Source organism: Bradyrhizobium diazoefficiens (genome assembly GCF_016616235.1).
In the GTDB taxonomy this organism is placed as follows: Bacteria; Pseudomonadota; Alphaproteobacteria; order Rhizobiales; family Xanthobacteraceae; genus Bradyrhizobium; species Bradyrhizobium diazoefficiens_H.
The window spans coordinates 1,091,605-1,117,449 of the sequence record NZ_CP067100.1 but is presented as its reverse complement, the minus strand read 5'-3'; the positions used below and the strand labels follow the sequence as shown (position 1 = coordinate 1,117,449).

At 64.9% G+C, this 25,845-nt stretch carries 24 protein-coding genes; 8 read left to right on the top strand and 16 right to left on the bottom strand.

Going from position 1 to position 25,845, the window contains the following annotated elements; translation table 11 throughout:
- Positions 1-2: 2 nt before the first annotated feature.
- Both JJB99_RS05285 and JJB99_RS05280 read right to left on the bottom strand, forming a co-directional pair.
- On the bottom strand, positions 3-1,004 hold the full coding sequence (locus JJB99_RS05285) for a glycoside hydrolase family 16 protein (RefSeq protein ID WP_200500053.1): 1,002 nt from the start codon (positions 1,002-1,004) through the stop codon (positions 3-5).
- Positions 1,005-1,081: 77 nt separating this feature from the next.
- On the bottom strand, positions 1,082-2,707 hold the full coding sequence (locus tag JJB99_RS05280) for a hypothetical protein (RefSeq protein WP_246775146.1): 1,626 nt from the start codon (positions 2,705-2,707) through the stop codon (positions 1,082-1,084).
- A gap of 249 nt (positions 2,708-2,956) precedes the next feature.
- Between JJB99_RS05280 and JJB99_RS05275 the strand changes: the two genes are divergently transcribed.
- Together JJB99_RS05275 and JJB99_RS05270 are read left to right on the top strand one after the other, a co-directional pair.
- The gene (locus tag JJB99_RS05275) at positions 2,957-3,178 is read left to right on the top strand and encodes a dodecin (RefSeq protein ID WP_200497732.1); all 222 of its coding nucleotides are present in this window, start codon (positions 2,957-2,959) and stop codon (positions 3,176-3,178) included.
- Between the two features lie 172 nt (positions 3,179-3,350).
- Positions 3,351-5,255, top strand: coding sequence for a sensor domain-containing diguanylate cyclase (locus JJB99_RS05270; RefSeq protein ID WP_200497731.1), 1,905 nt, complete (start codon positions 3,351-3,353; stop codon positions 5,253-5,255).
- Between the two features lie 138 nt (positions 5,256-5,393).
- Here the strand turns inward: JJB99_RS05270 and JJB99_RS05265 are convergent, their stop codons facing one another.
- The 9 genes from JJB99_RS05265 to JJB99_RS05225 all read right to left on the bottom strand — a co-directional run bounded on the left by JJB99_RS05265 (position 5,394) and on the right by JJB99_RS05225 (position 17,827).
- Positions 5,394-6,536 (bottom strand): MFS transporter, encoded by a 1,143-nt coding sequence (locus JJB99_RS05265; protein WP_200497730.1) that lies wholly within the window; start codon positions 6,534-6,536, stop codon positions 5,394-5,396.
- 159 nt (positions 6,537-6,695) lie between these two features.
- On the bottom strand, positions 6,696-7,664 hold the full coding sequence (locus JJB99_RS05260; RefSeq protein ID WP_200497729.1) for an ABC transporter ATP-binding protein: 969 nt from the start codon (positions 7,662-7,664) through the stop codon (positions 6,696-6,698).
- Positions 7,661-8,656: an ABC transporter ATP-binding protein gene (locus JJB99_RS05255; RefSeq protein WP_200497728.1), complete on the bottom strand. Its 996-nt coding sequence runs from the start codon at positions 8,654-8,656 to the stop codon at positions 7,661-7,663. Before JJB99_RS05255 ends, JJB99_RS05260 begins: the two co-directional genes overlap by 4 nt.
- Positions 8,656-9,573, bottom strand: a complete 918-nt coding sequence (locus JJB99_RS05250) for an ABC transporter permease (protein ID WP_200497727.1) — start codon at positions 9,571-9,573, stop codon at positions 8,656-8,658. The genes JJB99_RS05255 and JJB99_RS05250 overlap by 1 nt, the downstream gene beginning before the upstream one ends.
- Entirely contained in the window at positions 9,539-10,498 is a 960-nt protein-coding gene (locus JJB99_RS05245; protein WP_200497726.1) for an ABC transporter permease, read from the bottom strand. The genes JJB99_RS05250 and JJB99_RS05245 overlap by 35 nt, the downstream gene beginning before the upstream one ends.
- 30 nt (positions 10,499-10,528) lie before the next feature.
- Positions 10,529-12,319: a peptide ABC transporter substrate-binding protein gene (locus tag JJB99_RS05240; RefSeq protein ID WP_200497725.1), complete on the bottom strand. Its 1,791-nt coding sequence runs from the start codon at positions 12,317-12,319 to the stop codon at positions 10,529-10,531.
- Positions 12,320-12,581: 262 nt separating this feature from the next.
- Positions 12,582-14,000 carry a M20 family metallopeptidase gene (locus tag JJB99_RS05235; RefSeq protein WP_200497724.1) on the bottom strand — a complete coding sequence of 473 codons (1,419 nt, stop codon included), beginning with the start codon at positions 13,998-14,000 and terminating at the stop codon, positions 12,582-12,584.
- A gap of 126 nt (positions 14,001-14,126) precedes the next feature.
- Positions 14,127-15,920 carry an ABC transporter ATP-binding protein/permease gene (locus tag JJB99_RS05230; RefSeq protein ID WP_200497723.1) on the bottom strand — a complete coding sequence of 598 codons (1,794 nt, stop codon included), beginning with the start codon at positions 15,918-15,920 and terminating at the stop codon, positions 14,127-14,129.
- Between the two features lie 89 nt (positions 15,921-16,009).
- A complete protein-coding gene (locus tag JJB99_RS05225) occupies positions 16,010-17,827 on the bottom strand; it encodes an ABC transporter ATP-binding protein (RefSeq protein ID WP_200497722.1) in 1,818 nt (605 codons plus the stop codon).
- 260 nt (positions 17,828-18,087) lie between these two features.
- Here JJB99_RS05225 and JJB99_RS05220 point away from each other — a divergent pair, with 260 nt between their 5' ends.
- The 3 genes from JJB99_RS05220 to JJB99_RS05210 all read left to right on the top strand — a co-directional run bounded on the left by JJB99_RS05220 (position 18,088) and on the right by JJB99_RS05210 (position 20,438).
- A complete protein-coding gene (locus tag JJB99_RS05220) occupies positions 18,088-19,059 on the top strand; it encodes a S1C family serine protease (protein ID WP_200497721.1) in 972 nt (323 codons plus the stop codon).
- A gap of 17 nt (positions 19,060-19,076) precedes the next feature.
- The gene (locus tag JJB99_RS05215; protein ID WP_200497720.1) at positions 19,077-20,150 is read left to right on the top strand and encodes a phospholipase; all 1,074 of its coding nucleotides are present in this window, start codon (positions 19,077-19,079) and stop codon (positions 20,148-20,150) included.
- A gap of 81 nt (positions 20,151-20,231) precedes the next feature.
- Entirely contained in the window at positions 20,232-20,438 is a 207-nt protein-coding gene (locus JJB99_RS05210) for a hypothetical protein (RefSeq protein WP_200497719.1), read from the top strand.
- 77 nt (positions 20,439-20,515) lie between these two features.
- Here the strand turns inward: JJB99_RS05210 and JJB99_RS05205 are convergent, their stop codons facing one another.
- Entirely contained in the window at positions 20,516-21,175 is a 660-nt protein-coding gene (locus JJB99_RS05205) for a DsbA family protein (protein ID WP_200497718.1), read from the bottom strand.
- Positions 21,176-21,297: 122 nt separating this feature from the next.
- Positions 21,298-21,747, bottom strand: a complete 450-nt coding sequence (locus JJB99_RS05200; RefSeq protein ID WP_200497717.1) for a PaaI family thioesterase — start codon at positions 21,745-21,747, stop codon at positions 21,298-21,300.
- A 204-nt stretch (positions 21,748-21,951) separates the two neighbouring features.
- Here JJB99_RS05200 and JJB99_RS05195 point away from each other — a divergent pair, with 204 nt between their 5' ends.
- Positions 21,952-22,500, top strand: coding sequence for a TetR/AcrR family transcriptional regulator (locus tag JJB99_RS05195; protein WP_200497716.1), 549 nt, complete (start codon positions 21,952-21,954; stop codon positions 22,498-22,500).
- A 58-nt stretch (positions 22,501-22,558) separates the two neighbouring features.
- Here the strand turns inward: JJB99_RS05195 and JJB99_RS05190 are convergent, their stop codons facing one another.
- Positions 22,559-23,050: a hypothetical protein gene (locus tag JJB99_RS05190; RefSeq protein ID WP_200497715.1), complete on the bottom strand. Its 492-nt coding sequence runs from the start codon at positions 23,048-23,050 to the stop codon at positions 22,559-22,561.
- 210 nt (positions 23,051-23,260) lie between these two features.
- Between JJB99_RS05190 and JJB99_RS05185 the strand changes: the two genes are divergently transcribed.
- Positions 23,261-23,533: a PsiF family protein gene (locus JJB99_RS05185; protein ID WP_200497714.1), complete on the top strand. Its 273-nt coding sequence runs from the start codon at positions 23,261-23,263 to the stop codon at positions 23,531-23,533.
- 101 nt (positions 23,534-23,634) lie between these two features.
- Positions 23,635-24,720 carry an AbrB family transcriptional regulator gene (locus tag JJB99_RS05180; RefSeq protein ID WP_200497713.1) on the top strand — a complete coding sequence of 362 codons (1,086 nt, stop codon included), beginning with the start codon at positions 23,635-23,637 and terminating at the stop codon, positions 24,718-24,720.
- Here JJB99_RS05180 and JJB99_RS05175 read toward each other — a convergent pair.
- Together JJB99_RS05175 and JJB99_RS05170 are read right to left on the bottom strand one after the other, a co-directional pair.
- Positions 24,633-25,148 carry a cysteine hydrolase family protein gene (locus JJB99_RS05175; protein WP_200497712.1) on the bottom strand — a complete coding sequence of 172 codons (516 nt, stop codon included), beginning with the start codon at positions 25,146-25,148 and terminating at the stop codon, positions 24,633-24,635. The two genes, JJB99_RS05180 and JJB99_RS05175, sit on opposite strands and share 88 nt — an antisense overlap.
- 114 nt (positions 25,149-25,262) lie before the next feature.
- Entirely contained in the window at positions 25,263-25,841 is a 579-nt protein-coding gene (locus tag JJB99_RS05170) for a hypothetical protein (protein WP_200497711.1), read from the bottom strand.
- Between the last annotated feature and the right edge of the window lie 4 nt (positions 25,842-25,845).

Genomic DNA, 25,845 nt, shown 5'->3' with positions numbered 1-25,845 from the left:
CGCTATCTCCGCGCCTGCACCATTTCGATCTGATAGACGGAAATCCGGTCGATCTCGAATGCGACGCTCGGCGGCGATTCCGCATCGACCTGACTGACGCCGGGAAAGAATTTCGATCCGATCGCCAGATTGACGATCATGTACATGGGATCGTCGAAGCCGATGGGGACCTTGATGTCCGAGACCGGATTACGGTCGATGAAGTAGACCAGCCGATCCTCCTCCCACAGCACACCGTAATTGTGGAACGCGCTCGAGGCATCGGCGACCGCGAAGTCGAAGCCGCAGGACTGGATCTTCTGGGTCGACGGAATCCGCCAGTGCGTGGTCATGACCAGATCGCCGGGCCGCTCGCCGCGGCCTTCCAGCACGTCGACCTCCGGCGGCCAGCCGCCATCGTCCGCCAGCATCCAAAATGCCGGCCACACCGCATGGCCGACCGGCACCTTGGCGCGGATTTCGAAATAGCCGTGCTTCTGCGCAAACGTCCCCTGCGTGGTCAGGATCCCCGAGATGTATTCGTTGTTGAACAAGACCTGCTTCAGTTCCGGCGGCGTGCGGCTGGCGACGATCGACAGCACGCCGTCCTTGACCCTGAACGGATCGAGCCCGAGCGGCGTCGCTGCGCGGCCGGAATAACGCGGATCGACGTAGATCTGCTGTTCGCCATTGGCGCTGGTCTTGCGCTTGAAGTCGGAGCCGTCGCCGCCCCAATAGCGGGCCTCAGGCCAGGCCGCGCCGCCGGCATAATGCGGCACCCAACGCCCCGTCGCGAGCGGATGCTCGTCGAAATCGTCGTTGAAGGTCCGGCGCAGCGGCAGGAAGATCAGCGAAGTGGGGTCGACCCTCTCGAGCCTGCGGCATTCGACCGTGGACGGATCGGTCGTCACTTGCAGCGCGATGCTGCCTGGCGCGCCATCGAGGTCGTCCTGCGCAACGCCTGGCACTGATGCCACGAGCAACCCGGTCGCGACCAGCGCGCTCCTCGTCCAACGGTCGATCATCATCGCACATCGTGCATGCGGGGAAGGAGGCGGAGGATAACTCGCCCCTCTTCGCGCGGGCAAGAGTGATGGGGACGTTATGGCGTGATGATGTCCAGCCTGTCCCGCGGCGGAATTGTTGCCTTGAACGCCACAAGCGCTGAATTCACCTCCGCCGCATCGGCTAACGGCGTGCGATAGAAGGCGACATCGCGTTGCGACAAGGTCACGGTTCTCGTTCGCAGCACGGCGACCTTCGTCCAGCTCGACGGCACACCTTGCGGAAACCACGCGTCATAGATCATGGCGAGGCCTACCCCGTGATCGCTGGCGAGCGCTTCCATCTCCGCGGGTCCATACTGCCCCGCGGTCCTTGCCTTCCGCACCTGTTCCGAACCAAGTCCCCAGAGATCCAGCGTGTAGCTGGAATTGCCATAGGCGACCATGCCGAGGTCGTTGACTGCAACCGCGCGCCGGTAGAACGATTTGGCGAAGCGGGCCAGCTGATATTGCTGCTCGTAGATGTCGCTCGCAGCAATCGGCGTGACCAGCGCGGTCGTCACATAAGGCAACGCCGCAATGCCGAGTCCAAGGACCAGCGCGAGCTTCATGAGTGACCACTGCAACGCGCCCAAGCGCGGCCGGGCCTGCGCGGCGCCCCATAGCAACGCGGCCGCAGCGAGCGCCATGATGTAGACCTCATAGCGGTTGAACCAGCCATATTGGCCGAATGCGAGGTGGGCGCCGATGGCTGCGAGAACGGCCAGACAGACGATCCGTGCCTTGCGGTCGGTGCGCAGCCTGGAGGCGCATCCGGCTAGGGCAAGACCGAGCAGAATGAGCCGCAAGCCATAGGAGGTGGTGATGCTCCGCATCAAGTTCTTGACGATTGCGGGCAAATTGCTCGCGGAGTCGTCGAGATTTGCGAGATAGCCCTTCAGCAGCACGGAGCTCGGCAAGAGCGGAAGGCCGCGCGACGCCATCAGCGCAACGTAACAGGACAGGCTGACAATGATGACGAGCGCGGCCGCAGCGGCAAAGCGCCGATAGCCGAGGAGCGCGAAACCTGCGATAGCCGCACAAGCAAATGCGGCGCCTTCGAAGCGGATCAGGGGAAGCAGCACCAGCCCGATAAAGTGCAGCGGCGTCGGCCGGCATCCGCGCGCCGCTGCAACGAGGCCTGCAAAGGTCACGATGGACGCCCACACATGCGCGCTGTGCTCCATACCGGTCATCGGCAGCGCGACGGCGCTGACGTTGAAGATGAGGAGCAGCACGATCAAATAGCTGAACGGGCGATCGCCGGCGTCGCTGAACAGCCCGCTCGCTTCCAGCATACGCAACAGCGCAAATACCGTCGCAGATGCCGCGGCGGCGTTGATCAGCAACGGACCGAATACACCGAGATGCATGGCCTCGGTCAGCGCGAGAACGTAGGGCCAGATAATCGAGGAGCTTGGCGACGAATATTCGCCGGCGTTGACACCGTATCCTCCGGAGAGAATTTGGTCGGCAACCGCGAGATGGATATACGGATCGTCCAGCGCGAAGACGAACCTGAAGTCGCACTGCGCCAGCATTGCCACGAACTCCGCCGCGAACAGCGACAACCACAGCAGCACGGCTACGGTCGAGGGACGGGTCCACAGGTCTGCGCCGATACCTGCGGGCGACAACCGGCTTGCTCGATCCAGGCGATCGTAACGGTTCACGGCAATCGTCAAGAGCTCTCCCCGCCGTCAAAGCCGGGCCGATGGCAGTTCCCGGCCCTCATCCACCGGACCGATACGATCAAGAGCTTAATCACGCATTTTCGTCCTGTAATGCCTGACCGTTACGTCATCATTTCGTTAATAGCGATGGGGGCGCCGGGGCGCAGCCTCCGCGGTGACGGAACCGAAACGGGGCTGCGTCCGTTCAGTTTGGCAGGCCACGCGGCGGCGCGTGCCGCAGCGCAACCGAGGAAGCTCACCATGCCCACAACCGAGAAGGATCACGTCTACAAGATCCTGGATCTGGTCGGATCATCCGAGACCTCGATCGAGGATGCGATCAAGAACGCGGTCAGCCGCGCCGCCAAAACCGTGCGCGAGATGAAATGGTTCGAGGTGGTGCAGACGCGCGGCCACATCGAGAACGGCACAGTGCGCCACTACCAGGTGACGTTGCGCGTCGGCTTCACGCTGGACGAATGACGCAGCGGACGCGAGGCGAAGCGCGGCGTCGTGGTTAACGCCCTCCGACGAGAACCCGTCGCAATATCGGGGATTCCCTCCGGCCGAATACGGGCTCGGCAAATCGTCACGGATGTTGCAACAGGCCGTTAAGGCCATAGTGAGAGGTTTGCGCCGATTTGGAGCAAACCTGATGGTCACAAGCCGCGAACTCGGCAAGACGCGCCTTCCGCTCTGGGCGGCAGGCTTCGTCGTGCTGATTTGCGTGGCTATCCTCGGCCTGAGCGCCTGGCGCGAATGGGAGGCGCGCAATGCCGATCTCAGGAACGCCGAAGTCGACGTCGCCAACCTCGCGCATTCGCTGATCCAGCATGCCGACGACACGTTCGAGCTCGCGGACACGATCCTGGTCGGACTGGTCCACCGGCTTGAGCTCGACGGGACCGGTCCCGACACGATCGCAAAGCTCCAGACCTATCTGCCCACGCGCAGATCATCCGACCGCATCCGCGGAATTTTCGTCTATGACGAGACCGGCCGCTGGCTCGCCACGACCGAGCATGTCGATTTCTCCACGCTCAACAACAGCGACCGCGACTATTTCAGGCAGCACCGCGACTCCCCGGACAAGGGCACGCTGATCGGGCGGCCGGTCAAGAGCCGCGCCGGCGGCCAATGGATCATCACGGCGTCACGCCGGATCAACCATCCTGACGGCAGCTTCGCCGGCGTCGCGCTGCTCACGATCGACGTCGCCTATTTCGCGAAGTTCTACGCGCGGTTCGACGTCGGGCCGAATGGCTCGGCATCGCTGCTCAACAACGACGGTATCATGCTCGCGCGCAGCCGCGACGAGAGCGGCGCCTTCGTCGGACGCGATCTGTCCAATGCGCCCTTATTCAGAGAATGGAAAAGCCGACCCACCGCGGCCGTGTACTATTTCAAGTCGCCGATCGATGGCGTGCAGCGGCTGAGCTACTATCAGCGCAGCAACCGCTATCCCCTGATGGTGCTGGCGAGCAAATCGCAGGACGACGTGCTGGCGCCGTGGCAGCGCGCGGCCGCCGCGCGCATGACCTTCGTTCTCGGCCTGGTGCTGCTGATCGCGGTGATCGGCTGCTATCTGGTCCGCCAGTTGTTGCAGCGGCAGCGCATCGCGCAGGTCCTGGTCGCCAAGGAAGCGAATTTCCGCCTGCTGGCCGAGCAATCCAGCGACATGGTGACCCGGATCGGACTGGACAACCGCCTGCTCTACGTCTCTCCCGCATGCGTGCGCATCACCGGCTGGTCCGCCGAGGAACTGGTGAACACGTCATCCCTGGCCGGCATTCACGTGGAGGACATGGAGCGGGTCGAGCAGGCCATCACTGCGCTGAAGAACGGCGACGCCGAGGAGGCAAGGTTCGTCTACCGCCAGCGTCATCGCGACAAGGGCGAGATCTGGGCCGAAGCAGCGCTGCACGTGACTCTCGCTTCGGACAGCGGCGCAATCGACGGCGTCGTCGCGGTCGTGCGCGACATGACCGAGCAGAAGGATCTTCAGGACAAGCTCGCCTCACTGGCGACGACCGACGGTCTCACCGGCCTTGCCAACCGGCGCGCATTCGACGAACGCCTCGCCGACGAATGGACGCGTGCCCGCCGCGACGGCACGCAGCTTTCGCTCCTGCTGATCGATGTCGATCATTTCAAGAAATTCAACGACCATTACGGACACCTGGCCGGCGACGGATGCCTGCGCGCACTGGGCCGGATTCTGTCTAACCAGGCCAGGCGCCCGGCCGATCTCGCCGCGCGCTATGGCGGCGAGGAGTTCGCCCTGCTGTTGCCGAACACCGGCCCGGACGGCTGCGCCGAGCTCGGCGAAGGGATTCGCCGGGCGCTGCAAGATCTCGCCATGCTGCACGCGCAAAATCCGCCTTCCCGGCTGGTAACTGCCAGCATCGGCGCTGCGACGAGCCTGCCCTCCCAGACCGCGATGGACTGCAGCTCGCTGGTCGCTGCCGCCGACCGCGCGCTCTACGCCGCCAAGGACAACGGCCGTGACCGGCTGGTGATGTCGGGACAGGTCCTACCGTGGCCCGCGAAGAGCGCGTGAGGGGACCGACCGCTCACCAGGCGTAGCGAACGCCGCACTTGCCGGCGTAGCTGCGGATGACGCTCGAGAACTCGCCTTCGAAACTCGCGGCCGTGGCTCGGCACGAGCATAACGGCATTCGGCGAACGCGCTGTTCCGTCAGGCCAGATCGACGCCGCGCCGCTCCGGGATCAGCACGAGCAACGCCACGATGTCGATGAGGTAGAGCAGCGCAAGGCCCGCGATTGCGGTCGGGAAGCCGTAAGCAGCGCTGATGATGCCGACGACCAGTGGGCCGAAACCGGCAACGGCTCGACCGATGTTGAAGAACACATTCTGCGCGGTGGCGCGCGCCGCGGTCGGATAGAGCTCGCTCATCAACGCGCCGTAGCCGCCGAGCATGCCGTTGACGAAAAAGCCCATCACGGCTCCGCCGATCAACAATGCCGTGGCGCTCGTCAATTGCGAATAGACCACCACCATGATGGCCGCACCTGTCATGTAGGTCAGGAACGCAGGACGGCGGCCGAAGCGGTCGGCGACATGGCCGAACAGAAAGATCCCGATCGCCATGCCGGCGACGGTGACTGATGTCCATAGCGCCGATTGCGTCAGACCATAGCCGAAACGCGTCGAGAGATAATTCGGCAGCCAGATCATGATGCCATAGTAGCCAAAATTCTGCACCGAGCAGAGGATGATCATCCCGAGGCTGATCCGGGTCGTTTCGCCGTCGGTCACCAGCGCGCGCAACGAGGAGCCGGCATCCGCCGTCTTCGCCTTGTGCGCCATGAAGACATCGGGCTCGTGCAGCTTGCGCCGGATCACATAGGCGACCACGGCTGGAAACACGCCGAGTGCGAACATCGCGCGCCAGCCGAAAATCGGAAGCAGAATCGGTGTCGCCAGCGCCGCCATGAGCACGCCGAACTGCCAGCCGAGGCCGACATAAGAGCTTGCCCGCGCGCGCTTGCTCGCCGGCCAGGCCTCGGCCACTAGCGCCATGCCAATGCCGAACTCACCGCCGAGACCGATGCCCGCGATGGCACGGTAGGTCAGCAGGTCCCAATAGCCCTGCGCGAGTGCGCAGAGTCCGGTAAAGACCGCGAACAGGACGATGCTCCAGGTCAGGACGCGTACGCGACCGAGCCGGTCCGACAGCACGCCGAAGACGAGTCCTCCGACGACCGCGCCGACCAGGGTCCCGGTCAGGAGCGAGGCCGCCTGCGGCTGCGTGAGATGAAGGTCCTTCGAAATCGCCGTCAGCATGAAGCCGAGGATGAGGAGGTCGAACCCGTCCATGGCGTATCCAAGCGCCGATCCCCACAGCGCCCGGCGTGCTTCCGCGTCACGATCCCCCGTGCGCGCTGATGTTGCAGCTCCGAGAGTGACGTTCCTTACCTGGCTCATGACCCCCCTTTCGCCGGCCGATCCCACCGAGATCGCCCCTCGACTGCTCCCTCAGGCGAGATGGCACGCCACGACATGCCCACCCGCCCCCTCCTTCAGCTCCGGCGCACTTTCCGCGCAGCGCGGCTGGGCGATCGGGCAGCGGGTGTGGAAGTGGCAGCCGGACGGCGGCTTCATCGGGCTCGGCACGTCGCCCTTCAGACGAATGCGCTCGCGCTTGAGTTTTGGATCCGGCACCGGCACTGCCGACAGCAGCGCCCTTGTGTAGGGATGCTGCGGATTGCGATAGAGGTCGCTGGCCTTCGCGAGCTCGACGATGCGGCCGAGATACATCACCGCCACGCGGTCGGAAATGTGCTCGACCACCGAGAGGTCGTGCGCGACGAAGAGATAGGTCAGGTTCAGTTCGGCCTGGAGATCCTCCAGCAGATTGATGACCTGGGCCTGGATCGAGACGTCGAGCGCGGAGACCGGTTCGTCGCAAACGATCAGCTTCGGCTCGACCGCCAGCGCACGTGCGATCACGATGCGTTGGCGCTGGCCGCCGGAGAATTCGTGCGGATAGCGGCGCATATGCTCGGCTTTGAGACCAACCTTGACAAGCAGGCTGGCGACGCGCTCCTCGCGTTCCTTCGCCGTTGACCCAAGCTTGTGAATAACGAGGGCTTCGCCAAGGATGGCGCCGACCGTCATGCGCGGGTTGAGCGATGCGAACGGATCCTGGAACACCAGTTGCATGTTCCGCCGCATCGCGCGCAAATCGTGGCCGCCGAGCTGGCGCACGTCCTGGCCGTCGAAGGTGACCTCGCCATCGGTCGGCTCGATCAGGCGCAGCACGCATCGCCCCGTGGTGGATTTGCCGCAGCCGGACTCGCCGACGAGGCCGAGCGTCTCGCCGCGATCGACCGAGAACGACACGCCGTCGACCGCATAGACGGTGCCGACCTGGCGCGACAGCAGCCCGCCAAGCACGGGGAAGTGTTTCTTCAGGCCGCTGACGCGGAGCAATGGTTCGCTCATGACGCGTTCCCCAACAGCGGATCTCCCAAATGACAGGCCATGCGGTGGCCGGGTGCGACCTCGCGGAGCAGCGGCTCCCTCTCGGTGCAGACCTTCATTGCAAACTTGCAGCGCGGCGCAAAGCGACAGCCGACCGGCGGGTTGATCAGGATCGGCACCGAGCCGCCAATCGCCTCCAGCCGCGTCTTGTGCTCGCTGTCGAGGTCGATGCGCGGGATCGAGCGGATCAGGCCTTGCGTATAGGGATGGCGGGGATCGCCGAACAGTTCGTCGACGCCCGCCTCCTCCACCACCTTGCCGGCATACATCACGACGACGCGTTGCGCGGTCTCGGCGACGACGCCCATGGCATGGGTGATCAGCATCACCGCCATGCCGAAACGCTCCTTCATGTCCTGGAGCAGGTCGAGGATCTGGGCCTGGATGGTGACGTCGAGCGCAGTGGTCGGCTCGTCCGCGATGATCAGCTTCGGCTTGCAGGCGAGCGCCATCGCGATCATCACGCGCTGGCGCATGCCGCCGGAGAACTGGTGCGGATAATTGTGCACGCGGCCTTCGGCGTTGGGGATCTGCACCAGCTTCAGCATCTCGATGGTGCGCTCGAGCGCCTGCTTCTTCGTCACGGGCTCATGCCGGCGCAGGCTCTCGGCGATTTGCTCGCCAATGGTGAGCACCGGGTTGAGCGAGGTCATCGGCTCCTGGAAAATGAAGCCGATCTCCTTGGCACGGATATCGTCGAGCTGATTGCTCGTCAGCGGCACGAGATCGCGGCCCTCGAAGATGATCTGGCCCGCCGCGATCCGGCCCGGTGGCATCGCGATCAGCTTCAGGATCGACATCGCGGTCACGGTCTTGCCGCAGCCGGATTCGCCGACGACGCAGAGCGTCTCGCCGCGGTTGATTGAGATGTCGACGCCGTCGACGGCCTGAAGGATGCCGTCGTCGGTGGAGAAATGAGTCTTGAGCCCTTTGATTTCGAGCAGCGGCGTCATCAGATCACCCGTCGCGCATCGAGCGCGTCACGCAGGCCGTCGCCGATGAAGTTGATGGCGACCACCGCGATGAAGATCGCGCCGCCGGGGAACAGCGCCCAGTGCGGCCCGATGTCGAGAAAGTCCTTGGCGTCGAACAGCAGCCGGCCCCAGGTTGGGGTATCCGGCGGAAAGCCGAGGCCGAGGAACGACAGCGTCGATTCGGCGATGATCGCGGCCGCAACGTCGATGGTGCCGGCGATGATCACGGGGCCGAGCGCGTTGGGCAGGATGTGTCTCAGCACCTGCCGCACCGGGCTTGCGCCAAGCGCGCGCGCCGCTTCGACGAATTCCTTTTCGCGGATCGACAAGAACTGCGCGCGCACGAGCCGCGCGACCGGCATCCAGCGCAGGCCGCCGATGACCAGCACGATCAGGATGAAGATGCCGCCCTCGGGGCCGAATACCTGCTTCAGCCCGTCGCGGAAGAGATAGATGAGGAGCAAGAGCAGCGGCAGTTGGGGCAGCGACAGGAACAGATCGGTCAGCCACATCAGGGCGTGACCGAGCGCCCCGCGCGACATGCCGGCGAGCGCGCCGATCAGGGTGCCGATAAAAACCGAGACCAGCATCGCGGCGAGCCCGACTGCGAGCGAGATACGGCCGCCATAGATCATGCGCGCGAGGATATCTTGTCCGAGATCGTCCGTGCCGAAGGGATGGGCCAGCGACGGCCCCTGCAGGCCCGCCACGATGTCGATGTCGTCGATCTTGACCCGCCAGATGAAGGGGCCAGCCACCACCGCAAGGATCAGAACGAGAAGCAGGAACGCACTCACCACGGCGAGCTTGTGGCGGCTATAGCGCCGCCACGTTTCACGCCATGGCGAGTAGACCCGCCGCTCAGCGGAGGGAGATGCGAGGGTCAAGCCAACCATAAAGGACGTCCGCGATGAGATTGAACAGCACCACGAGGCACGCGAAGACGAAGGTGACGGCCATCACCACCGGCGTGTCGTTGGAGAGGATGGAGGAGATCAGCAGCGAGCCGATGCCGGGAATGCGGAAGATCTGTTCGGTGACGATGGCGCCGCCGAACACCGCCGGCATCTGCAGCGCGATCAGCGTCACCACCGGGATCATGGCATTGCGCATGACATGCTTGACGATGACCTTGGCCTGGCCGAGGCCCTTGGCGCGCGCCGTGGTGACGTAGTCGAGCCTGATGACGTCGAGCATCGCCGAGCGCACGAAGCGCGTCATCGAGGCCGCCTGGAACAGGCCGAGCACGGCCACCGGCATGATCGCCTGACGGATCATCTCCAGCACCCAGTGGATACCGGTGCCCTTGATGTCGGTGGTGTAGACGAAGGGCAGCCAGTCCAGCGTGACCGAGAAGATCAGGATGAACAGGATGCCGGTGAAGAAGGTCGGCAGCGAGAAGCCGACAAAGGCAAGTGTGTTGGCGATCTGGTCGAACAGCGAATAGGGTTTCGTGGCCGCATAGACCCCGACCGGGATCGCGATCAGCAGAGCCAGGATCTGTGCCGAGCCGATCACATAGAGCGTGGCCGGCAGGCGCTGGAGAATGAGCTGATCGACGTTCATCCGGCTAACGAAGGAGAAGCCCCAGTCGCCGTGCATCATGGCGTTGAGCCAGTGCAGGTAACGAAGGTAGATCGGATCGTCGAGGCCGAATTTGGCCCGAAGTGCGGCCTGCACTTCGGGCGGCACGTTCGGGTTCGTCGCCAATTCGGAGAACGGATCGCCGGGGGCGAGCGCCAGCACGACGAACAGCACGACCGAAATTCCGAGCAGGCTCGGAATCGCGATCAGAAGGCGACGCAGGACATACTGACTCATGACAGAAGGACCCCGCCTAGCCGCGCGTGATCATTCCTCGCGGTACCAGTCGTGCAGATTGTCGGTTTCGTTGGCCCATCCGCTGATGATCGGACGCAGATTGTTGGCGGCCGCCTCCACCTTCAGCCGATGCTGCACCGGGATGAATACGGTATCCTGGAACATGAGATCGTTGGCCTTGATGTAGAGCGCCGCGCGCTTGACCGGATCCATCTCGCTTTCGGCGGCTTCGATGGTCGCGTCGTAATCCTTGTTGACCCACCGCGGGAAGTTCGTGCCCTGCCACTTGTTTTCCTTGGTGGCGACGAGCGTCGACAGATAGCGACGCATGTGCTGCGCCGGATCCGGCTGGCTCAACGGGATCTGGAACATCTCGAGGTCAGCGTAGAAATGCGCATAGGTATCGGGGTTGGCGACGTCGGAGGAAAAGAACACGGACGCGACCACCGATTTCAGCTCAACGTCGATGCCGGCCTTCTGGCAGGCCTGCTTGACGATCGCCTGGGTCTTCTGGCGCGGGCCGTTGATCGAGGTCTGGTACAGCAGCTTCAGCTTCTTGCCGTCCTTCTCGCGGATGCCATCCGCGCCGGGCTTCCAACCGGCATCGTCGAGCAGCTTCGAAGCCTTCTCGATGCTGAACTCCCAGGAGGTGTTCTTGGAAACGAACTTCTCCGGACCGTTGAGGAAGTTGGCGGTGGTGCGGCCGGCGCGGCCGTAGATCGCCTTCTTGACGGACTCGCGATCGACCAGCAGCGACAGCGCCTTGCGCACTGCGGGGTCGGACAGCAGCGGATGCTTGGTCTTCATCGACGAGCGCTCGCCGTCAACCTCGGTATTGGGATCGGTGAAGTTGAGCGCGATGAACTCCGTGTCGCCGCCGACGGCGTAGATGGTCCTGCCCTTGCCGCCCTTCTCCAGCCGCAGCAGCACGTCGTCCTCGACCTGGATGTTCCAGCCGAAATCATATTCGCCGGTCTGGATCACCGCGCGCGCCGCCGAAACGGCATCGCCGCCGCCCTTCATCTCGACCGTATCGAAATAAGGCCGGTTCGGCATGTGGTAATCGGGGTTGAGCTGGCCGCGTACGAGATCGCCCGGCTTGAACTCGACGAACTTGTAGGGGCCGGTACCGACCGGCGAGAGGTTGGCCGGCGCCTCGCGCGACTTGGCTCCCTTGTAGTCGGCGAAAAGATGCTTCGGGATGATGGTGTTGGGAGCGCCGACGAAGGCGTCGGCCCAGAACGGCGTCGGCTTGTTGAAGAGGATCCGGACCGTGAGATCGTCCACCTTCTCGACGGTGATATCGCGATAGGTTCCGATCGTCAGCGCGGAGGTCGCCGGATCCTTGGCGTACTCCCAGTTGAACACGACGTCGTCGGCGGTGAACGGCTTGCCGTCGTGCCATTTGACCCCGGGCTTGAGCTTCCAGGTCACCGACTTGCCGTCGGCGGCCAGACCGCCGTTCTGGACCGACGGGATCTCGGCCGCCAGAACCAGCTTCATGTTGCCGTCCGGATCCCAGCAGGCGAGCGGTTCATAGAACAGGCGCGAGCCGTCCTGGTCCTTGGTGCCGGTGGCGAAGTGCGGATTAAGCAGGGTCGGGCCTTGCCACCACAGCAGCTTCAGCGCGCCGCCGCCGCCGCGCTTGGTCGGCTTGTAAACTTGCGGACCTTCCGCCATGGCAACGCCGCCGAGCGCGAGGATCTGGTTGGCCAGTGGTGCGGTAAGACCGACTGCGGCCATGCGCTTGATGAAGGCGCGGCGATCCATCCGCCCGTCCTTCACGTCACCGATCATCGAACGCAGTTCTTTGTCCAGCATGGTTGTCCCCCGTCTGGTTCCGGTACGGATGCAGGCAGCCGCGAGCCGCGGCCGCCGAGTTTGGCTGGCGATAGATGGCACACCGAATAGGCCGCACGTCAACTGCGACTGTGTGTATGCAAACAGTCCTCTGGCTGTCTGTTGGGCAAAACCGCGATCCGCAGCCCAACTGCTCGGCAATCCGGCGTCAAAACACGCCGGATTCCGCGCTGCACTGCGGAAAATTTGTTCGCCGGATCAGACGAAATGACGAGGCGAAATTCTACGCCACGGACATGTCGAGCGGCGGCGCGACGTGGTCCGGCAGTGGACAGACATAAGGTGTCTTGGCCGTCCGCTTCATGAGATCCGCTTTCGCGGCCTTGATCAGTTCCGGCTCCATCAACGCCTTGATGCCGAGACCGGCCATCGCCTTGGCTGCCTGCACCATGGCCTTGTGGGCGTGCGCGCTCTTGCCCTGCGCCACCACCTGCCAGGTGTGGAACGGTGTGCCGATTGCAACCGTCGGTGCGTGAACCTGCACGGTCGGCACCACCCAGCTGACGTCGCCGACGTCGGTCGAGCCCACCAGCGGATTGCGCTTGGCATCGAGCGGCACCAGGAAGTCGGCCAGCGGCCGATCGGTCGGCTCCATGCCGATGGCGTAATAGACCGACGCGATGTCCTTGTCGCTCAGCGTCGCGCGGATCTGGCTGGCAAAGCCCTTGTCGGCGTCGTCGAAATGCGGCGGTCCGAGCTCCTCCATCACCCGGTGCAGCGCCTGCTCCAGCGGCGCGTTCGGCAGGATGTTGGAGACCGCCGAGATGATCTTCATCTCGACCTTGGTCTCGGTCATCAGCGCCGCGCCCTCCGCGATCTTGCGCACGCGTCCGACCAGCTCGTTCATACCGGGCAGATCGCGCGCACGGATCGAGTAGCGCACCCGCGCATGGGCCTGCACCACGTTGGGTGCGATACCGCCGGTGTCGAGCAGCGCGTAATGCACGCGCGCATCGCTCGGCATGTGCTCGCGCATATAGTTCACGCCGACATTCATCAGCTCCACCGCATCGAGCGCGGAGCGGCCGAGATGCGGCGAGGCGGCCGCATGCGAGGTGCGGCCCGTGAAGGTGAAGTCCGCGCGGGTGTTGGCGAGCGACGGCGTCACTGCGACTTCCCAGAAGCTGTGCGGATGCCAGGTGATGGCGATGTCGGCATCTTCGAACGCACCAGAGCGCACCATGAACGCCTTTGCCGCGCCGCCTTCTTCCGCCGGGCAGCCGTAATAACGCACGCGGCCCGGCACCTTGTTCTCGGCGAGCCAGTCCTTCACCGCGGTCGCGGCGAGCAGCGCCGCGGAGCCCAGCAGATTATGGCCGCAGCCATGGCCATGGCCGCCGGTCTCGATCGGACGATGTTCCGCAACGCCCGCCTCCTGGCTAAGGCCCGGCAGCGCGTCATATTCACCCATGAAGGCGATGACCGGACCGCCCTCACCCCATTCGCCGATCAGCGCGGTCGGGATGCCCGCGACGTTCTCGGTGATGCGGAAACCCTGGTGACGCAGCTCGGCGAGATGCTCGGCGGCGGACCGTGCCTCGGTGTAACACACCTCCGGCATGCCCCAGACCCTATCGCTGAGGTCGATGAAACGCGCCTTGATCGTGTCGATGCCACGCCAGATGTCGCTGCGGTTATCCATTGCTTCGGTCCGTGATCCCTAGGTCAAACGAAGCGGCAATGGTTAGCAGCTTCGCGCAACGCGGACCAGCGCCAGCCAGGAGATCAGCCATGCAATCGGTGTCGGCAAAAGCGATGCGACGTCTGCCTACTCCGCGGCCTCCAGTCCGCGCCGGATCGGTTGATCGGCTGAAATCACCGCGCCATCGATCCGCCGCGCGATCGTCAGCTTGCGGTCGTGATAAGCCTCGAGCTCGGGGCGATGACCGACGCTGATGATGGTCGCTTGCGGCAGTTCGCGCGTGATGACCGCCATCAGGTCGGCCTGACCCTGGACATGCAATGCGGAGGTCGCCTCGTCGAGCGCGACGATATCGGGGCGGTGCAACAACAGTCGGGCGATCGCCAGGCGCTGCTTCTCGCCTTCCGACAAGATGCGGTCCCAGGCCGCAACGTGATCGAGCCGGCTTGCGAATTGTCCAAGGCCTGCCAGGACGAGCGCCCTGGAGACAGTCGCGCTCTCGAAGTCTGCGGCGGGCAACGGATAGGTGACCGCGTCCCGCAACGTGCCGAACGGCACATAAGGCCGCTGCGGCACGACCTGCATGTGCTGGCCCGAGGCGAGCGTGACGCTGCCCTGCCCCCACGGCCAGCAGCCGGCAATCGCTCGAACCAGCGAGCTCTTGCCGCTGCCGGATTCCCCAGCAATCAGCACGTGCTCGCCGGCCGCGATCGTGACGCTGGCGCCGCGCACGATCGGCGTGCCGTCGTCGAGCGCCACCACGACATCGTTCAGCTCGAGCGCCGCATCGCCTCGGCGGCGCTCAATGCGCAGCGCGCGTCCGGCTTCCGCCGATTCAATCTCGTCGATGGCCAGCATCAAGGCGCCGACCCGCCGTGCGGACGCGGTCCAGTCCGCAAGCCGCGTATAGTTCTCCATGAACCAGCTCAGCGCATGTTGGACGATGGTGAAGGCGGAAGCGATCTGCATGATCGCGCCTAACGACATGCTGCCGTCGAAATAGCGCGGCGTGCACAGCAGGACCGGCACCACGCCGCAGAGCTGCGCGCTGCCTTGTTGCACGATGACCGCGCGCATATGCTGCCCCATCAGATCGCGCCAGCGCGCGATGACGGCGCCGAACCCCTGGTCGAGCCGCTCAGCTTCGGCAGCGGCTCCGCCGAGCAGTGCGATGCTCTCCGCGTTCTCGCGCACGCGGGTCAGCGCATAGCGGTATTCGGCTTCGGCCTGATTCTTCTGCTCGGTCAGCGGAATGAACCGGAAAGCCACCGCCAGCATCGACCCATTGACGATCAGAGCGTAGAGCACGGCCGCAATCACGAGGGCTCCGGGGATGACGACGACATCACCGCCCAGATCGAGTTTAAATGCACCGCCGACGTTCCAGAGCACGACGATGAAGGTCGCGGCCGACAACAGCGAGGTGACGAAGCCGGAGACGAAATCCACCGGCATCTCGGTGGCGATGCGCAGGTCGTCGTTGATGCGATGCTCGGGGTTCTTGTGGTCGCCGCCGACCAGCTCCAGCTTGTAGAAGCGGCTGTGGGCGAGCCAGCGCTTGAGGATATGCGCATTCAGCCAGGCGCGCCAGGTGCGCTGCATGGTCATGCGCGCCCACATCGCGAACACGCACAGGCCGAGATAGAGACCGACCAGACCAGGAAACACGAGCGCCTGGTGCAGCGCCGCGCCGGCGTCCTTTGCCCCGAGCGCGTCGTAGAAGTGCCGGTTCCACAGATTGAGGCCGTAGGTGATGCCGAGGCTCGCAAACACCACCGCCGTCATGCTGATCGTGACCAGCCAGGCCATGCCGGAGCCACTGACCCAATACCCCGCGGCGACTCGGCAAAAGCGCCGCAGCCGCGAAGGCGCTTTCGCCGTCGCCGGCGTGGTCCGTCGCATCACACCGAGATTGACCATGGACCCCCCTTGCCTGGAACGGAGCCGCAAGCCGTGTGAAACGCAGGCTAGGCTTGTAAGTTCCTGAAGGGAAGAGGGAGCTTCGCGCGCTATTGCGCCGCCGGCACTGCCGAAGGATCGACATCGTTGTCGATCAGCCCGCGATGCTGACGGCGGACCAGCGAGGCGTAATAGCCGTTCTGCCGCATCAATTCGCCATGACGTCCGGATTCGGCGATCCGGCCCTCCTTCAGCACGATGATGCGGTCCGCGTTGACAACCGTCGACAGCCGGTGCGCAATCACGAAGGTGGTGCGCGCGGCCACGAGCTGGTCGATCGCGGTCTGCACGGCTTCTTCCGATTCCGCGTCAAGTGCGGAGGTTGCCTCGTCCAGGATCAGGATCGGCGGATTTTTCAGAAGCGCGCGAGCGATGGTGATGCGCTGGCGTTCGCCGACCGACAGCAGACCGCCGCGCTCGCCGACGCGCGTCTCATAGCCGTCCGGCAGGCGCATGATGAAGTCGTGCGCATGCGCGGCTTTGGCGGCGGATTCGATCTCGGCATCGGTCGCCTCCGGCCGGCCATAGGCAATGTTGGCCTTGACACTGTCGTTGAACAGCAGCGGATCCTGGAGCACGACGCCGATATGCCGGCGCAACGAGCTTTGCTTGATGCCGCGCAGATCCTGGCCGTCGATGCTGATGCGGCCCTCCAGCGGATCATAGAAGCGCATCAAGAGCGCCATCAACGTGGTCTTGCCGGAGCCGCTCGGGCCGACGATTGCAATCGTCTCGCCGGGCGAGGCATGCAAGGTCAGACCATCGAGCAGGGGACGCTGCGGCTGCTCGTAGCGGAAATGCACGTTTTCGAAGCTGACTTGGCCCTTGATCCCGGCAAGGTCGATCGCGCCCGGGGCATCGCCGAGATGCTCCTGGATATTGAGAATGCCGAAGATCTCGTCGAGCGAGACGGAGGCCTTGCGCAAATTCGAATAGACGCCGCTCAGGCCCTGCACCGGACCGAACAGCCCGCCGATATAGCCCAGGAATGCAATCACGGTCCCGACCGTGACCTCGCCCTGCACGACGAAATACGCCCCGAGCGCCAGGCCGCCGAGGCGCGCCAGCGCGACCACGAGATTGCTCGCGGAGGCATAGCCGGCATCGACCGCGACGCCCTGGATCACGACCTTGTTGGCCGCGGCGACGTCACCCAGAAAGCGCGACTTCTCCGCATCTTCCATCGCGAAGCTGCGGACGATGACGATCCCGGACAGCACCTCGTTGAAGCGCGAATAGATCTTGGCCCAGCGGTCGAGCAAGGTGCGCTCGCGCCGCATTTGCTCGGGTCCGGCAAAAGCCGCAATGACCGCCGGCAGCGGCGCAAAGACGAGCACGAGCAGGGCCAGCCGCCACTCCAGCCGCAGCATGATCGCGATCGCAAGCACCAGAAAGATCAGCGAGGGCATGATGCTGAACAGGATCAGCGCGACGGCCGAGGTAAATCCCTGGATGCTGCGGTCGAGCCGCGTCATGATGGCTCCAATGCCCTCGCTGCGCTGGATGCGGAGCGGCATGCGGTGCAGCTTGCCGATGGTGGCCTCGAGCAGCGCATATTGCAGGCCGATCCGCGTCCGCCAGGTCAGCCAATTGGCAAGGCCGTCCATCGACTCCCGGCAAATGGCAAAGCCAAGCAGCAACAGGACGCCGGTCACGATGGGGCCGGGCTGCTGCAGATCCGTCAGCTGATCGAACACCCATTTGAGCACCAGCGGCTCGAAGGCATTGATGCCGGCGACCGCAAGCACCAGCACGATGATGATCGTCACCGCATGCCGCTGCGGCAGCGCGAATCGCACGGCCGCGTGCAGGCGCCGGAGCTGGCCGAGGGCGCCGGGCGCACTCAGCTTTGGATTCGACTTGGTCATGCTCACAAAGGGCATGCCCGGACGTAAAATTATTTTGCAGGCAAGAAAAGACGGAACTCACATCTATCAACGGGAGGCGGCGCCGGAGCGCCGGACCGACATGGTTCCTGGCGGTGCTATGCAGCCGCCTCGCAACCTGCCGCGTAGCCGCGAGCAAGATTTTTTGGCGCGATGAAGCCTTTTAAGATGGTCCTTCGCGGCTTAGATTACCGCTGCGCTCCGGCTGCTACGGCGCGGCAGGACGACTAGGAGTAAATGCGATGCCCGCCCTGACCGAATGGAGAGTGCCGCCGGCCAACCAGCCGCGTGCGAGCGACTATGGTTTCGATCTCGACCGCGCGCTCGGCTCCGTCGTCGGCCTGCATGCCATCATCCCGCCGGACGCCTTCAGCGCGGAAACATTGGGCACCGAGCGCGCCGGCAACGGCGTCGTGATCGACAACGGGCTGGTGCTCACCATCGGCTATCTCATCACCGAGGCGGAATCGGTATGGCTGCACCTTGCCGACGGACGCGTCGTCGAAGGGCATGCCCTCGGCTTCGATTCCGTCACCGGGTTCGGCCTCGTGCAGGCGCTCGGCGATCTCGGCGTTGAGCCCTTGCCGCTCGGCAGCTCGGCCGACACCCGCATCGGCGACCGCGTCGTGGTCGGCGGCGCCGGCGGGCGCACGCGCTCGGTCGCGAGCCAGATCGTGGCCAAGCAGGAATTCGCTGGCTATTGGGAATATCTGCTGGACGAGGCCATCTTCACCTATCCTGCGCATCCGAACTGGGGCGGCACGGCGCTGCTCAACGAGCGCGGCGAGCTGATCGGCATCGGCTCGCTCCAGCTCGAGCGTGAACGCGATGGCAAGGCCGAGCACGTCAACATGATCGTGCCGATTGACCTCTTGAAGCCGATCCTGGACGATCTGCGCAGGTTCGGCCGCGTCAACAAGCCGGCCCGGCCCTGGCTTGGGCTCTTCTCGACCGAGATCGACGACCGCGTGTTGGTGATCGGAATATCCGCCAACGGCCCCGCCGCCCGCGCCGAGCTCAAGACCGGCGACGTCATCCTCGCGGTCGACGGCGAGAAGGTGACGAGTCAAACCGAGTTCTACAAGAAGATGTGGGCGCTTGGCGCCGCCGGCGTCGACGTACCGCTCACCGTGCATCATGAAGGCGTCACCTTCGATGTCACGGTGACTTCGACCGACCGCTTCAAGCTTTTGAAGGCGCCGCAGCTGCACTGATCCAAAAGGAAGCCGCGATGAGCGAGGCCGTGATCGACGACATCGTGGCCGTGCTGCCGCCGCTGCTCAACGCGCTGGAAGCGCTCGGCTTCTTCCAGCGGCATTTGCATCCGCCGGCCTTTGCCTCGGTGATGAATGCGATCGGCATGCCCGACGCGGCGTTGCAAACGGCACACCTGGCGATTGGAGGAGAATGGCCGGAGCCGTTCGCCGCGCTGCGCGAGCGGCTCGATCGCACCTGCAACGAGACGCTCGCCGCCTTTGCCGGCATTCGCGATGTCGAGCGCGGCAACGGCGATCTCGTCGCGGTGTTCCGCGCGCTGCGCCACGTCCCCCGCGCGCAGGAGGCGCTGTATCCGCTGGCGGTGCAGTTTCCGCCGGTGAGCAGCTTCTTCCTCAACGTCGCCAATCGCGAGGATGGCGATCTGCTGGCGCGGCTCGAAGCCGGCCCGAGCGAAGACACCGGCATCTTCCACGACCACAACGAGCCCGGCAGCCGCGGCGGCTTCTCGGTCTACGTGCCCGAATATTACGCGCCCGATCGCGCCATGCCGCTGGTGATGGCCTTGCATGGCGGCAGCGGCAACGGCCGCGGCTTTCTCTGGAGCTGGCTGCGCGACGCCCGCAGCCTGGGCGCGATCCTGGTGGCACCGACCGCGACCGGCCCGACCTGGGCGCTGATGGGCGATGATGCCGACACGCCGAACCTCATGCGCATCCTCGACAGCGTGCGCAGCCGCTGGAGCATCGATGCCTCGCGCCTGCTGCTGACCGGCATGAGCGACGGCGGCACCTTCTGCTACGTCACCGGCCTCGACGGCGCTTCGCCCTTTACGCATCTCGCACCGGTCTCGGCCACGTTCCATCCGCTGATGGCGGAGATGGCCGACGCCGCGCGGCTCCGAGGTCTGCCCATCTTCATCACCCATGGCAAGCTCGACTGGATGTTTCCGGTGCAGACGGCGCGCCAGACGCAAGCGACGCTCGCCGCTGCCGGCGCCGAGGTCACCTATCGTGAGATCGACGATCTCAGCCACACTTATCCGCGCGAGATCAATGCGGAGCTGCTGGAGTGGCTGAATGAAGGATGAACGAGCCGTCCTTACCGCGCCGCACTGCCGCGGAACCATCACTCCGGGCCGACGTTATCCGCCCGTCACCGGAGGTTCGCCATGCAGACTTTTTTCGGAATGATTTTGGGCGCGCTGCTGCTCGCTTGCGGCGTTTACGCCTATGACTCCATGCAGACGTCGTCCGTTGCCAATGGTCAGGTCGCAGCCACCAATCGCACCATCGTCAACTGGGATGTCGCGAAGGCCGACTGGGACGCGCTGCGCGATCGCGCACACAAGGACTGGGTGCGCATCTCGTCGAAGTAGTTTCGACCGTCAATGAACAAGGCGCCGTCGCGGGTCCGCGACGGCGCCTTTGTATTGGCCCTGATCGATGCGCCGACTCAGTTCATCTTCGCCTTGCGGGCATCGGCGATGACCTGCTCGAACTCGTTCATGCTGAGCACGCCGGGCACGCGGTACTTGCCGACGATGAAGGACGGCGTGCCGCGGAAGCCGAAGGCTTCAGCCTGCTCGTTGTTGCGCTTGAGGATGGCGTCGATATCCTCAGCGTGGCCGGTGAGATCGCGCTTCAGGCGGTCCATGTCGATGCCGGCCGCCGCCAGCAGCTCGTTGATGCGCGGCTCGGTCAAACGCGAGCTGACGCCCATCATGGCGTCATGGGCCGGGTGATACTTGTCCTGGAATTTCGCCGCGAGCGCGATCCGCGCCGCGGTGACCGAGACCGGTCCGAGGATCGGCCAGTCCTTCATCACCAGCCGCACCTTGCCGTCGTCCTGGACGACTTGGCGCAGCTCCGGCTCGAGCTTGCGGCAATAGGGACAGTTGTAGTCGGACCACTCGACGATGGTGATGTTGCCGTCGGGATTGCCGGCGACCGGCGTGTCGGGGTCGCGCAGCACCCTGGCTTCGGTCAGGACCTCGTCATCGTCCGCGGCTGCCAGCGCCGAAGCGATACCGCCCGCCGCGAGAGCACTCGCCCCGATCAGCGTCAGCGCGGCGCGCCGCGTCGCCACGAAGCCCTTCTTGCCAAATCCAGTCATATCTCGTCCCGTTTCGGTCCCATCCCGCAGATACGACCCAGGACCGGGAATTGTTACGGCTCATATAGAACGCCGCGGGCGCGATGTCATCGCCGCGCCATGCGCAAATCGTGTCCGGGGCGCTAGGCCGCTGCGCGAGGCAGCAGCGCCATCAGCGTTCCGGTCATGGTGGCAATCAGCCCGGTCTTGCCCTCATGCTCGGCAAAGGCTTTGGCCTCGCAGAAGCTCAGCGTGCGACCGGGCTTGACGACCTCGGCCTTGAAGACGAAGCGCGTGCCGCGAGCGGGCGCGAGCAGCGTGGTCTTGAACTCGACCGTCAGGATATCCGCCTTGGACGGCATCAGGGTGAAGGCGGCCACGCCGCAGGCATTATCGAGGCCCGCGGTGATGATGCCGGCATGGATAAAGCCGTTCTGCTGCGTCAAAGCCAGCGAATGCAGCATTGCCAGCTCGGCCTCGCCCGGCGCGAGACGTACGATCGCGATGCCGAGCGTGTGCATCGCCGGCTGGCCGTCGAACATGGCAATGGCCGCTGCGCGATAGCCGGGGTTCTTCGGCTCGAATGCGGCCATGACCTAGGCCTCCACCAGCTCGGCGGATCGCATCCCGACGTGATCGCATTGCCCCGGATTTACCGTGCCGCGATAAGTTGCCTCCTGCTCCATCACAATCTTCTCCCTGCCCGTTTTTGTATTTTCTCCATTGATACGGTAGCGTATCAAGACTTCGCCGGGCTAGCAATACGGCACCGTATCGAGAACCGGTGAGGCCATTTCATGAGTGACGGCAAGGGCGATCTCTGGGTCGAGGCCGGGTTAGCCGAGCTGGCCCGCTCGGGGGTCGAGGGTGTCAGGGTCGAAGTGCTGGCCAAGAATCTCGGCGTCACCAAGGGCGGCTTCTACCGCCGCTTCACCGACCGCGCCGCGCTGCTCGATGCCATGCTGGAATGCTGGCGCGAGGGACGATCGGCCTCGATCGCGCAGCAGACCAGCCTGGACGGCGAGGCGCCGCGCGAGCGGCTGAGGACGATGATCCAGCTCTATTCCGAGCGGCTCAATCCGGAAGGCATGGCAATCGAGCTCGCCATCCGGCAATGGGCCCGTTCGGACGAGAACGCGGCGGCGACAGTGGCGAGTGTGGATGCGGCGCGGCTCAGGCACGTCACTGAACTCTATCGCGCGAGCGGTCTTGCGGCCGAGGACGCCGAGGCGCAGGCCTTCCTGTTCTACTGCTTCATCTTCGGCCAGAGCCTGCTGTTCGTCGAGCGCGGCCCACGCAAGCGATCGCAGCTGGTGGCGAAATCGGCGGAGAAGCTGCTCGACTGAGCAACAGGACGAAAAGAATGGCCGGAGCTTTGCTCCGGCCATCGCATCAATTCGAAGTTCAGGCGGCGCCCTTCAGCTTCTTATTGCACTCGCTGTAGTAGCCGCCGCCCTTCTCGATCCACTTCATGCCGCCATTGCCGTTGGTGGCCTTATTGGCATTGTACTGGTCGACACAGGTGTGGAGGCGGGCCTTGCCGGGGGTTTCCTTGGCATATTTCGGATCGACCGCGTTCGGATAGATCGCGGGGCCGGCCGGCAGGGTCGGCGCGGCAGCGGGGGCCGCCTCCTTCTTCGCCTGCTTCGGCTCAGCGGGAGCGGCGGGCGCAGCCGGAGCCGCCGCGCTCGGCGCAGCAACGGGCGTCGCGTCCGCGCCGCACTGGGCCTTGCGGAAATCATTCCACTTCATGGTGCCGAGCGAGCCGTCCTTCTTGGCGGCCTGATATTTCGCGCTGCACTCCTGCGAGGTCAGCGCCTGCGCCGGCGCGCTCACCGCCAGCGCGGCAAAGCCCGTCAACGCAACGGCACACAGCAGCTTTGATTGGATGGTCATCCTTGGTCTCCTCCTTGTCCTTGGTCTTTCCCCGGGGGAAGCGAAACGAGGATTGCTATCCTAGCGTGTCGGCGATTTGCGACAAGGAAGCGACGGCTCCCGCCGCCAAAATTTACTTATGGCCTCTGCTTGAATTATTCATGTGGCGTTCAGCAACCCGGGCCGACGTTCCAAGCCCTCCGTAATTCTCGCAAAGAAGAGTGCAACACCATGACCTTCGCGTCCCGCCTCGCTATCGTCGCCCTCGCCTCCCTGCTCGCCACCGGCACCGCCTTCGCGCAGACGGCCGCGCCGGCCGCCAAGACCGACACTGCCGCCACAGTAGACAAGAAGGCGCCGAAGGAGCGTACGGCCGAGTCGCTCGAATGCTCCAAGCAGGCGGACGCCAAGGGACTGAAGGGCAAGGAGCGCAAGAAGTTTCGCCGCGACTGCATGAAGGAAGCCAAGGCCGGCACCGCCGCCCCCGCCGCCGACAAGAAGTAAATCCGTCACAATACGGCTCGCACGCGTCCGTGGGAGGCGCGCGCATTGCGGCATGACGAGCCTGCAATTGTGCGCCTCCCGCTGATTTGCGATAAGGTGGCGTGAAGCAAATCACCACCTCCCTGGCATTCGAATGGCCGAGCCGTGCCAAGCTCTTGAGCACGGTGGAGACGCTGGTCATCGGCACCGCCGGCGGCCTCCTATTTGTGCTCGCCGGCCTTCCCGGCGGGCTGATCTCGGGCTCGATGATCGCGGTCGGCATCGCCGCGATCGCCGGCCGCCAGCTCTCGCTGCCGCCGATCCTGACCCAGACCGTGCTGGTGCTGCTTGGCATCTCGCTGGGCTCGGTCGTCTCGCGCCACCTGATCCAGCAGGTCAGCGCCTATCCCCTCACCATCGGGTTGCTCGCGCTCGCCACCTTCTGCTCGACCTTCGGCTCGAGCTATTACCTGCAGCGCATCCATGGGTGGGACCGCACCTCGGCCTTCCTCGCCGGCAGCCCTGGCGCGCTGTCGCAGATCACGATTTTGGCGGTCGAGCGCGGCGCCGATCTGCCTGGTATCGCCGTGGTGCAGACCATGCGCGTCATCATCCTCACCGCGGCGCTGCCGATGGTTTTGGCGATCGCGGGCGTTGCGCCCTCTGCCGCGCCGACGCTGACGACCGCGATCGCCTCACCCGTCGATCTCGTGGAGCTGGTCGCGGCCTCGCTGGCCGCCGCGCTGCTGCTGCGGCTGATCAAGTTTCCGGCGAGCTGGATGTTCGGCGCCATGATCGCCTCGAGCGTGCTACATGGTGCGGGCTGGGTCGAGGGCGGCCTGCCGAACTGGGTGCGCGGCGTGGCGCTGGTCGGCATCGGTGCCCTGATCGGCAGCCGCTTCGCGCGGATGCGGATCAAGACGCTCGCCGGTCACATCAACGCGGCGCTCGGCTCGTTTGCCGTCGCGATCGCCGTCTCCGCTATCTTCGTCGGCATCGCCGCGCTGACCACGCAGGTGAAGTTCTCCGACGTCGTCGTCGCCTTCGCGCCAGGCGCGATGGACGCGATGCTGGCGCTGGCCCTGACCCTGCACATCGACCCGATCTTCGTCGGTGCCCATCACCTGTCGCGCTTCGTGTTCGTCACGATCGCGACCCCGGGCATCGTGCACCTGTTCGGCCGCACCCAGGACGATGTGGACGATTGAGGCTTAGCGCGCACGAGGCGCGCATCGAAGCCGAGATTGCCGGCCATCCGCGTCGTGGTCTCGACGCAATGATTGGTGGTGGCGCCGCAGATCACCAGCATGGCGATGCCGCCTGCGCGCAGGCGCTGCTCGAGATCGGTGCCGATGAAGGCGCTGTTGACGCGCTTGACGATGACGGGCTCGCCCGGCTGCTCGCGCGCCTCGTCCTTGACGGCGTAGCCGGGCCGCGATGGCAGAAACGTCGAGTTCGGCCTGGAGCCTTCGTGGCGGATATGAAAGACCGGCGCGCGGTGCGTCCTGAACGCCGCCAGCAGATCGGCGATGCGCGCCACTGCGTCCGGGTTGTTGCGGCGCCGGCCCGCCGCTTCCCATTCGTCGAAGGAGCGCTGGACGTCGACGACGATGAGGGCGGAGAGGGGGCTGGCCATGGCGGGATGGAGTCCGGATCTCGTCGAGACGAATATGCGAGCGCCGCGCGGTGGCGGGCAATGCCGATATTCCCTCGGGGACGCAGGAAGCGAAGCTTCGCCGCCGTTCGGCCGCTACTTGAACGGATCCTGGATGGACGGCGCCGACTGCCGGATGCGGCGCACGCTCACCGGCGTGCCGTCGGAAACGAACAGGAGTTCGTAGCTGCGGCCTTCATTGTCGGTTGCCGAGCAGGTGACATCGTTGACCTTCCGGGCGGCGAAATTGCCGGTCTGGCGGCAGATACCCTTGGAGGCCTGCTCCGCCGGCACCGGCAGGCCGTCGACCTTGGGCCGGTCCTTGGAGTTGAGCAGCATGCGGTCGATCGGCAGCTCATAGGAATTGTCGTCGGCCCGCTTGCCGTTCTCGCCGGAGAACGACACCACGTGGTTCTCGTCGGTGGGATCGTCGACGGCGACCGCGAAGTTGACCCGGCCTCGATCGTCATGGGCGTAAGCCACGGTCTTGCAGGCAAACGGGCGCCCGGCCACCTTCAGCGTCTTGCAGTGGCCGGATATCAGCGCCAGCAGGTCGACGAAGGAATTTTGTTGCGCGGGCGGATTATTCACCGGGATGGGTGTGGAAGACTCGGCAAAACAAGGGCTTGCGAGCATGATAAGGGTTGCAGCCAGGACCGGTCGGCGGAGGCGCATCGTC

Excerpts from the sequence above, each read along its gene's own strand:
- JJB99_RS05285 (WP_200500053.1), bottom strand. The coding sequence starts at position 1,004 with ATGATCGACCGTTGGACGAGGAGCGCGCTGGTCGCGACCGGGTTGCTC.
- JJB99_RS05275 (WP_200497732.1), top strand. The coding sequence starts at position 2,957 with ATGCCCACAACCGAGAAGGATCACGTCTACAAGATCCTGGATCTGGTC.
- JJB99_RS05270 (WP_200497731.1), top strand. The coding sequence starts at position 3,351 with ATGGTCACAAGCCGCGAACTCGGCAAGACGCGCCTTCCGCTCTGGGCG.
- JJB99_RS05265 (WP_200497730.1), bottom strand. The coding sequence starts at position 6,536 with ATGGACGGGTTCGACCTCCTCATCCTCGGCTTCATGCTGACGGCGATT.
- JJB99_RS05260 (WP_200497729.1), bottom strand. The coding sequence starts at position 7,664 with ATGAGCGAACCATTGCTCCGCGTCAGCGGCCTGAAGAAACACTTCCCC.
- JJB99_RS05255 (WP_200497728.1), bottom strand. The coding sequence starts at position 8,656 with ATGACGCCGCTGCTCGAAATCAAAGGGCTCAAGACTCATTTCTCCACC.
- JJB99_RS05250 (WP_200497727.1), bottom strand. The coding sequence starts at position 9,573 with ATGGTTGGCTTGACCCTCGCATCTCCCTCCGCTGAGCGGCGGGTCTAC.
- JJB99_RS05245 (WP_200497726.1), bottom strand. The coding sequence starts at position 10,498 with ATGAGTCAGTATGTCCTGCGTCGCCTTCTGATCGCGATTCCGAGCCTG.
- JJB99_RS05240 (WP_200497725.1), bottom strand. The coding sequence starts at position 12,319 with ATGCTGGACAAAGAACTGCGTTCGATGATCGGTGACGTGAAGGACGGG.
- JJB99_RS05235 (WP_200497724.1), bottom strand. The coding sequence starts at position 14,000 with ATGGATAACCGCAGCGACATCTGGCGTGGCATCGACACGATCAAGGCG.
- JJB99_RS05230 (WP_200497723.1), bottom strand. The coding sequence starts at position 15,920 with ATGGTCAATCTCGGTGTGATGCGACGGACCACGCCGGCGACGGCGAAA.
- JJB99_RS05225 (WP_200497722.1), bottom strand. The coding sequence starts at position 17,827 with ATGACCAAGTCGAATCCAAAGCTGAGTGCGCCCGGCGCCCTCGGCCAG.
- JJB99_RS05220 (WP_200497721.1), top strand. The coding sequence starts at position 18,088 with ATGCCCGCCCTGACCGAATGGAGAGTGCCGCCGGCCAACCAGCCGCGT.
- JJB99_RS05215 (WP_200497720.1), top strand. The coding sequence starts at position 19,077 with ATGAGCGAGGCCGTGATCGACGACATCGTGGCCGTGCTGCCGCCGCTG.
- JJB99_RS05210 (WP_200497719.1), top strand. The coding sequence starts at position 20,232 with ATGCAGACTTTTTTCGGAATGATTTTGGGCGCGCTGCTGCTCGCTTGC.
- JJB99_RS05205 (WP_200497718.1), bottom strand. The coding sequence starts at position 21,175 with ATGACTGGATTTGGCAAGAAGGGCTTCGTGGCGACGCGGCGCGCCGCG.
- JJB99_RS05200 (WP_200497717.1), bottom strand. The coding sequence starts at position 21,747 with ATGGCCGCATTCGAGCCGAAGAACCCCGGCTATCGCGCAGCGGCCATT.
- JJB99_RS05195 (WP_200497716.1), top strand. The coding sequence starts at position 21,952 with ATGAGTGACGGCAAGGGCGATCTCTGGGTCGAGGCCGGGTTAGCCGAG.
- JJB99_RS05190 (WP_200497715.1), bottom strand. The coding sequence starts at position 23,050 with ATGACCATCCAATCAAAGCTGCTGTGTGCCGTTGCGTTGACGGGCTTT.
- JJB99_RS05185 (WP_200497714.1), top strand. The coding sequence starts at position 23,261 with ATGACCTTCGCGTCCCGCCTCGCTATCGTCGCCCTCGCCTCCCTGCTC.
- JJB99_RS05175 (WP_200497712.1), bottom strand. The coding sequence starts at position 25,148 with ATGGCCAGCCCCCTCTCCGCCCTCATCGTCGTCGACGTCCAGCGCTCC.
- JJB99_RS05170 (WP_200497711.1), bottom strand. The coding sequence starts at position 25,841 with ATGCGCCTCCGCCGACCGGTCCTGGCTGCAACCCTTATCATGCTCGCA.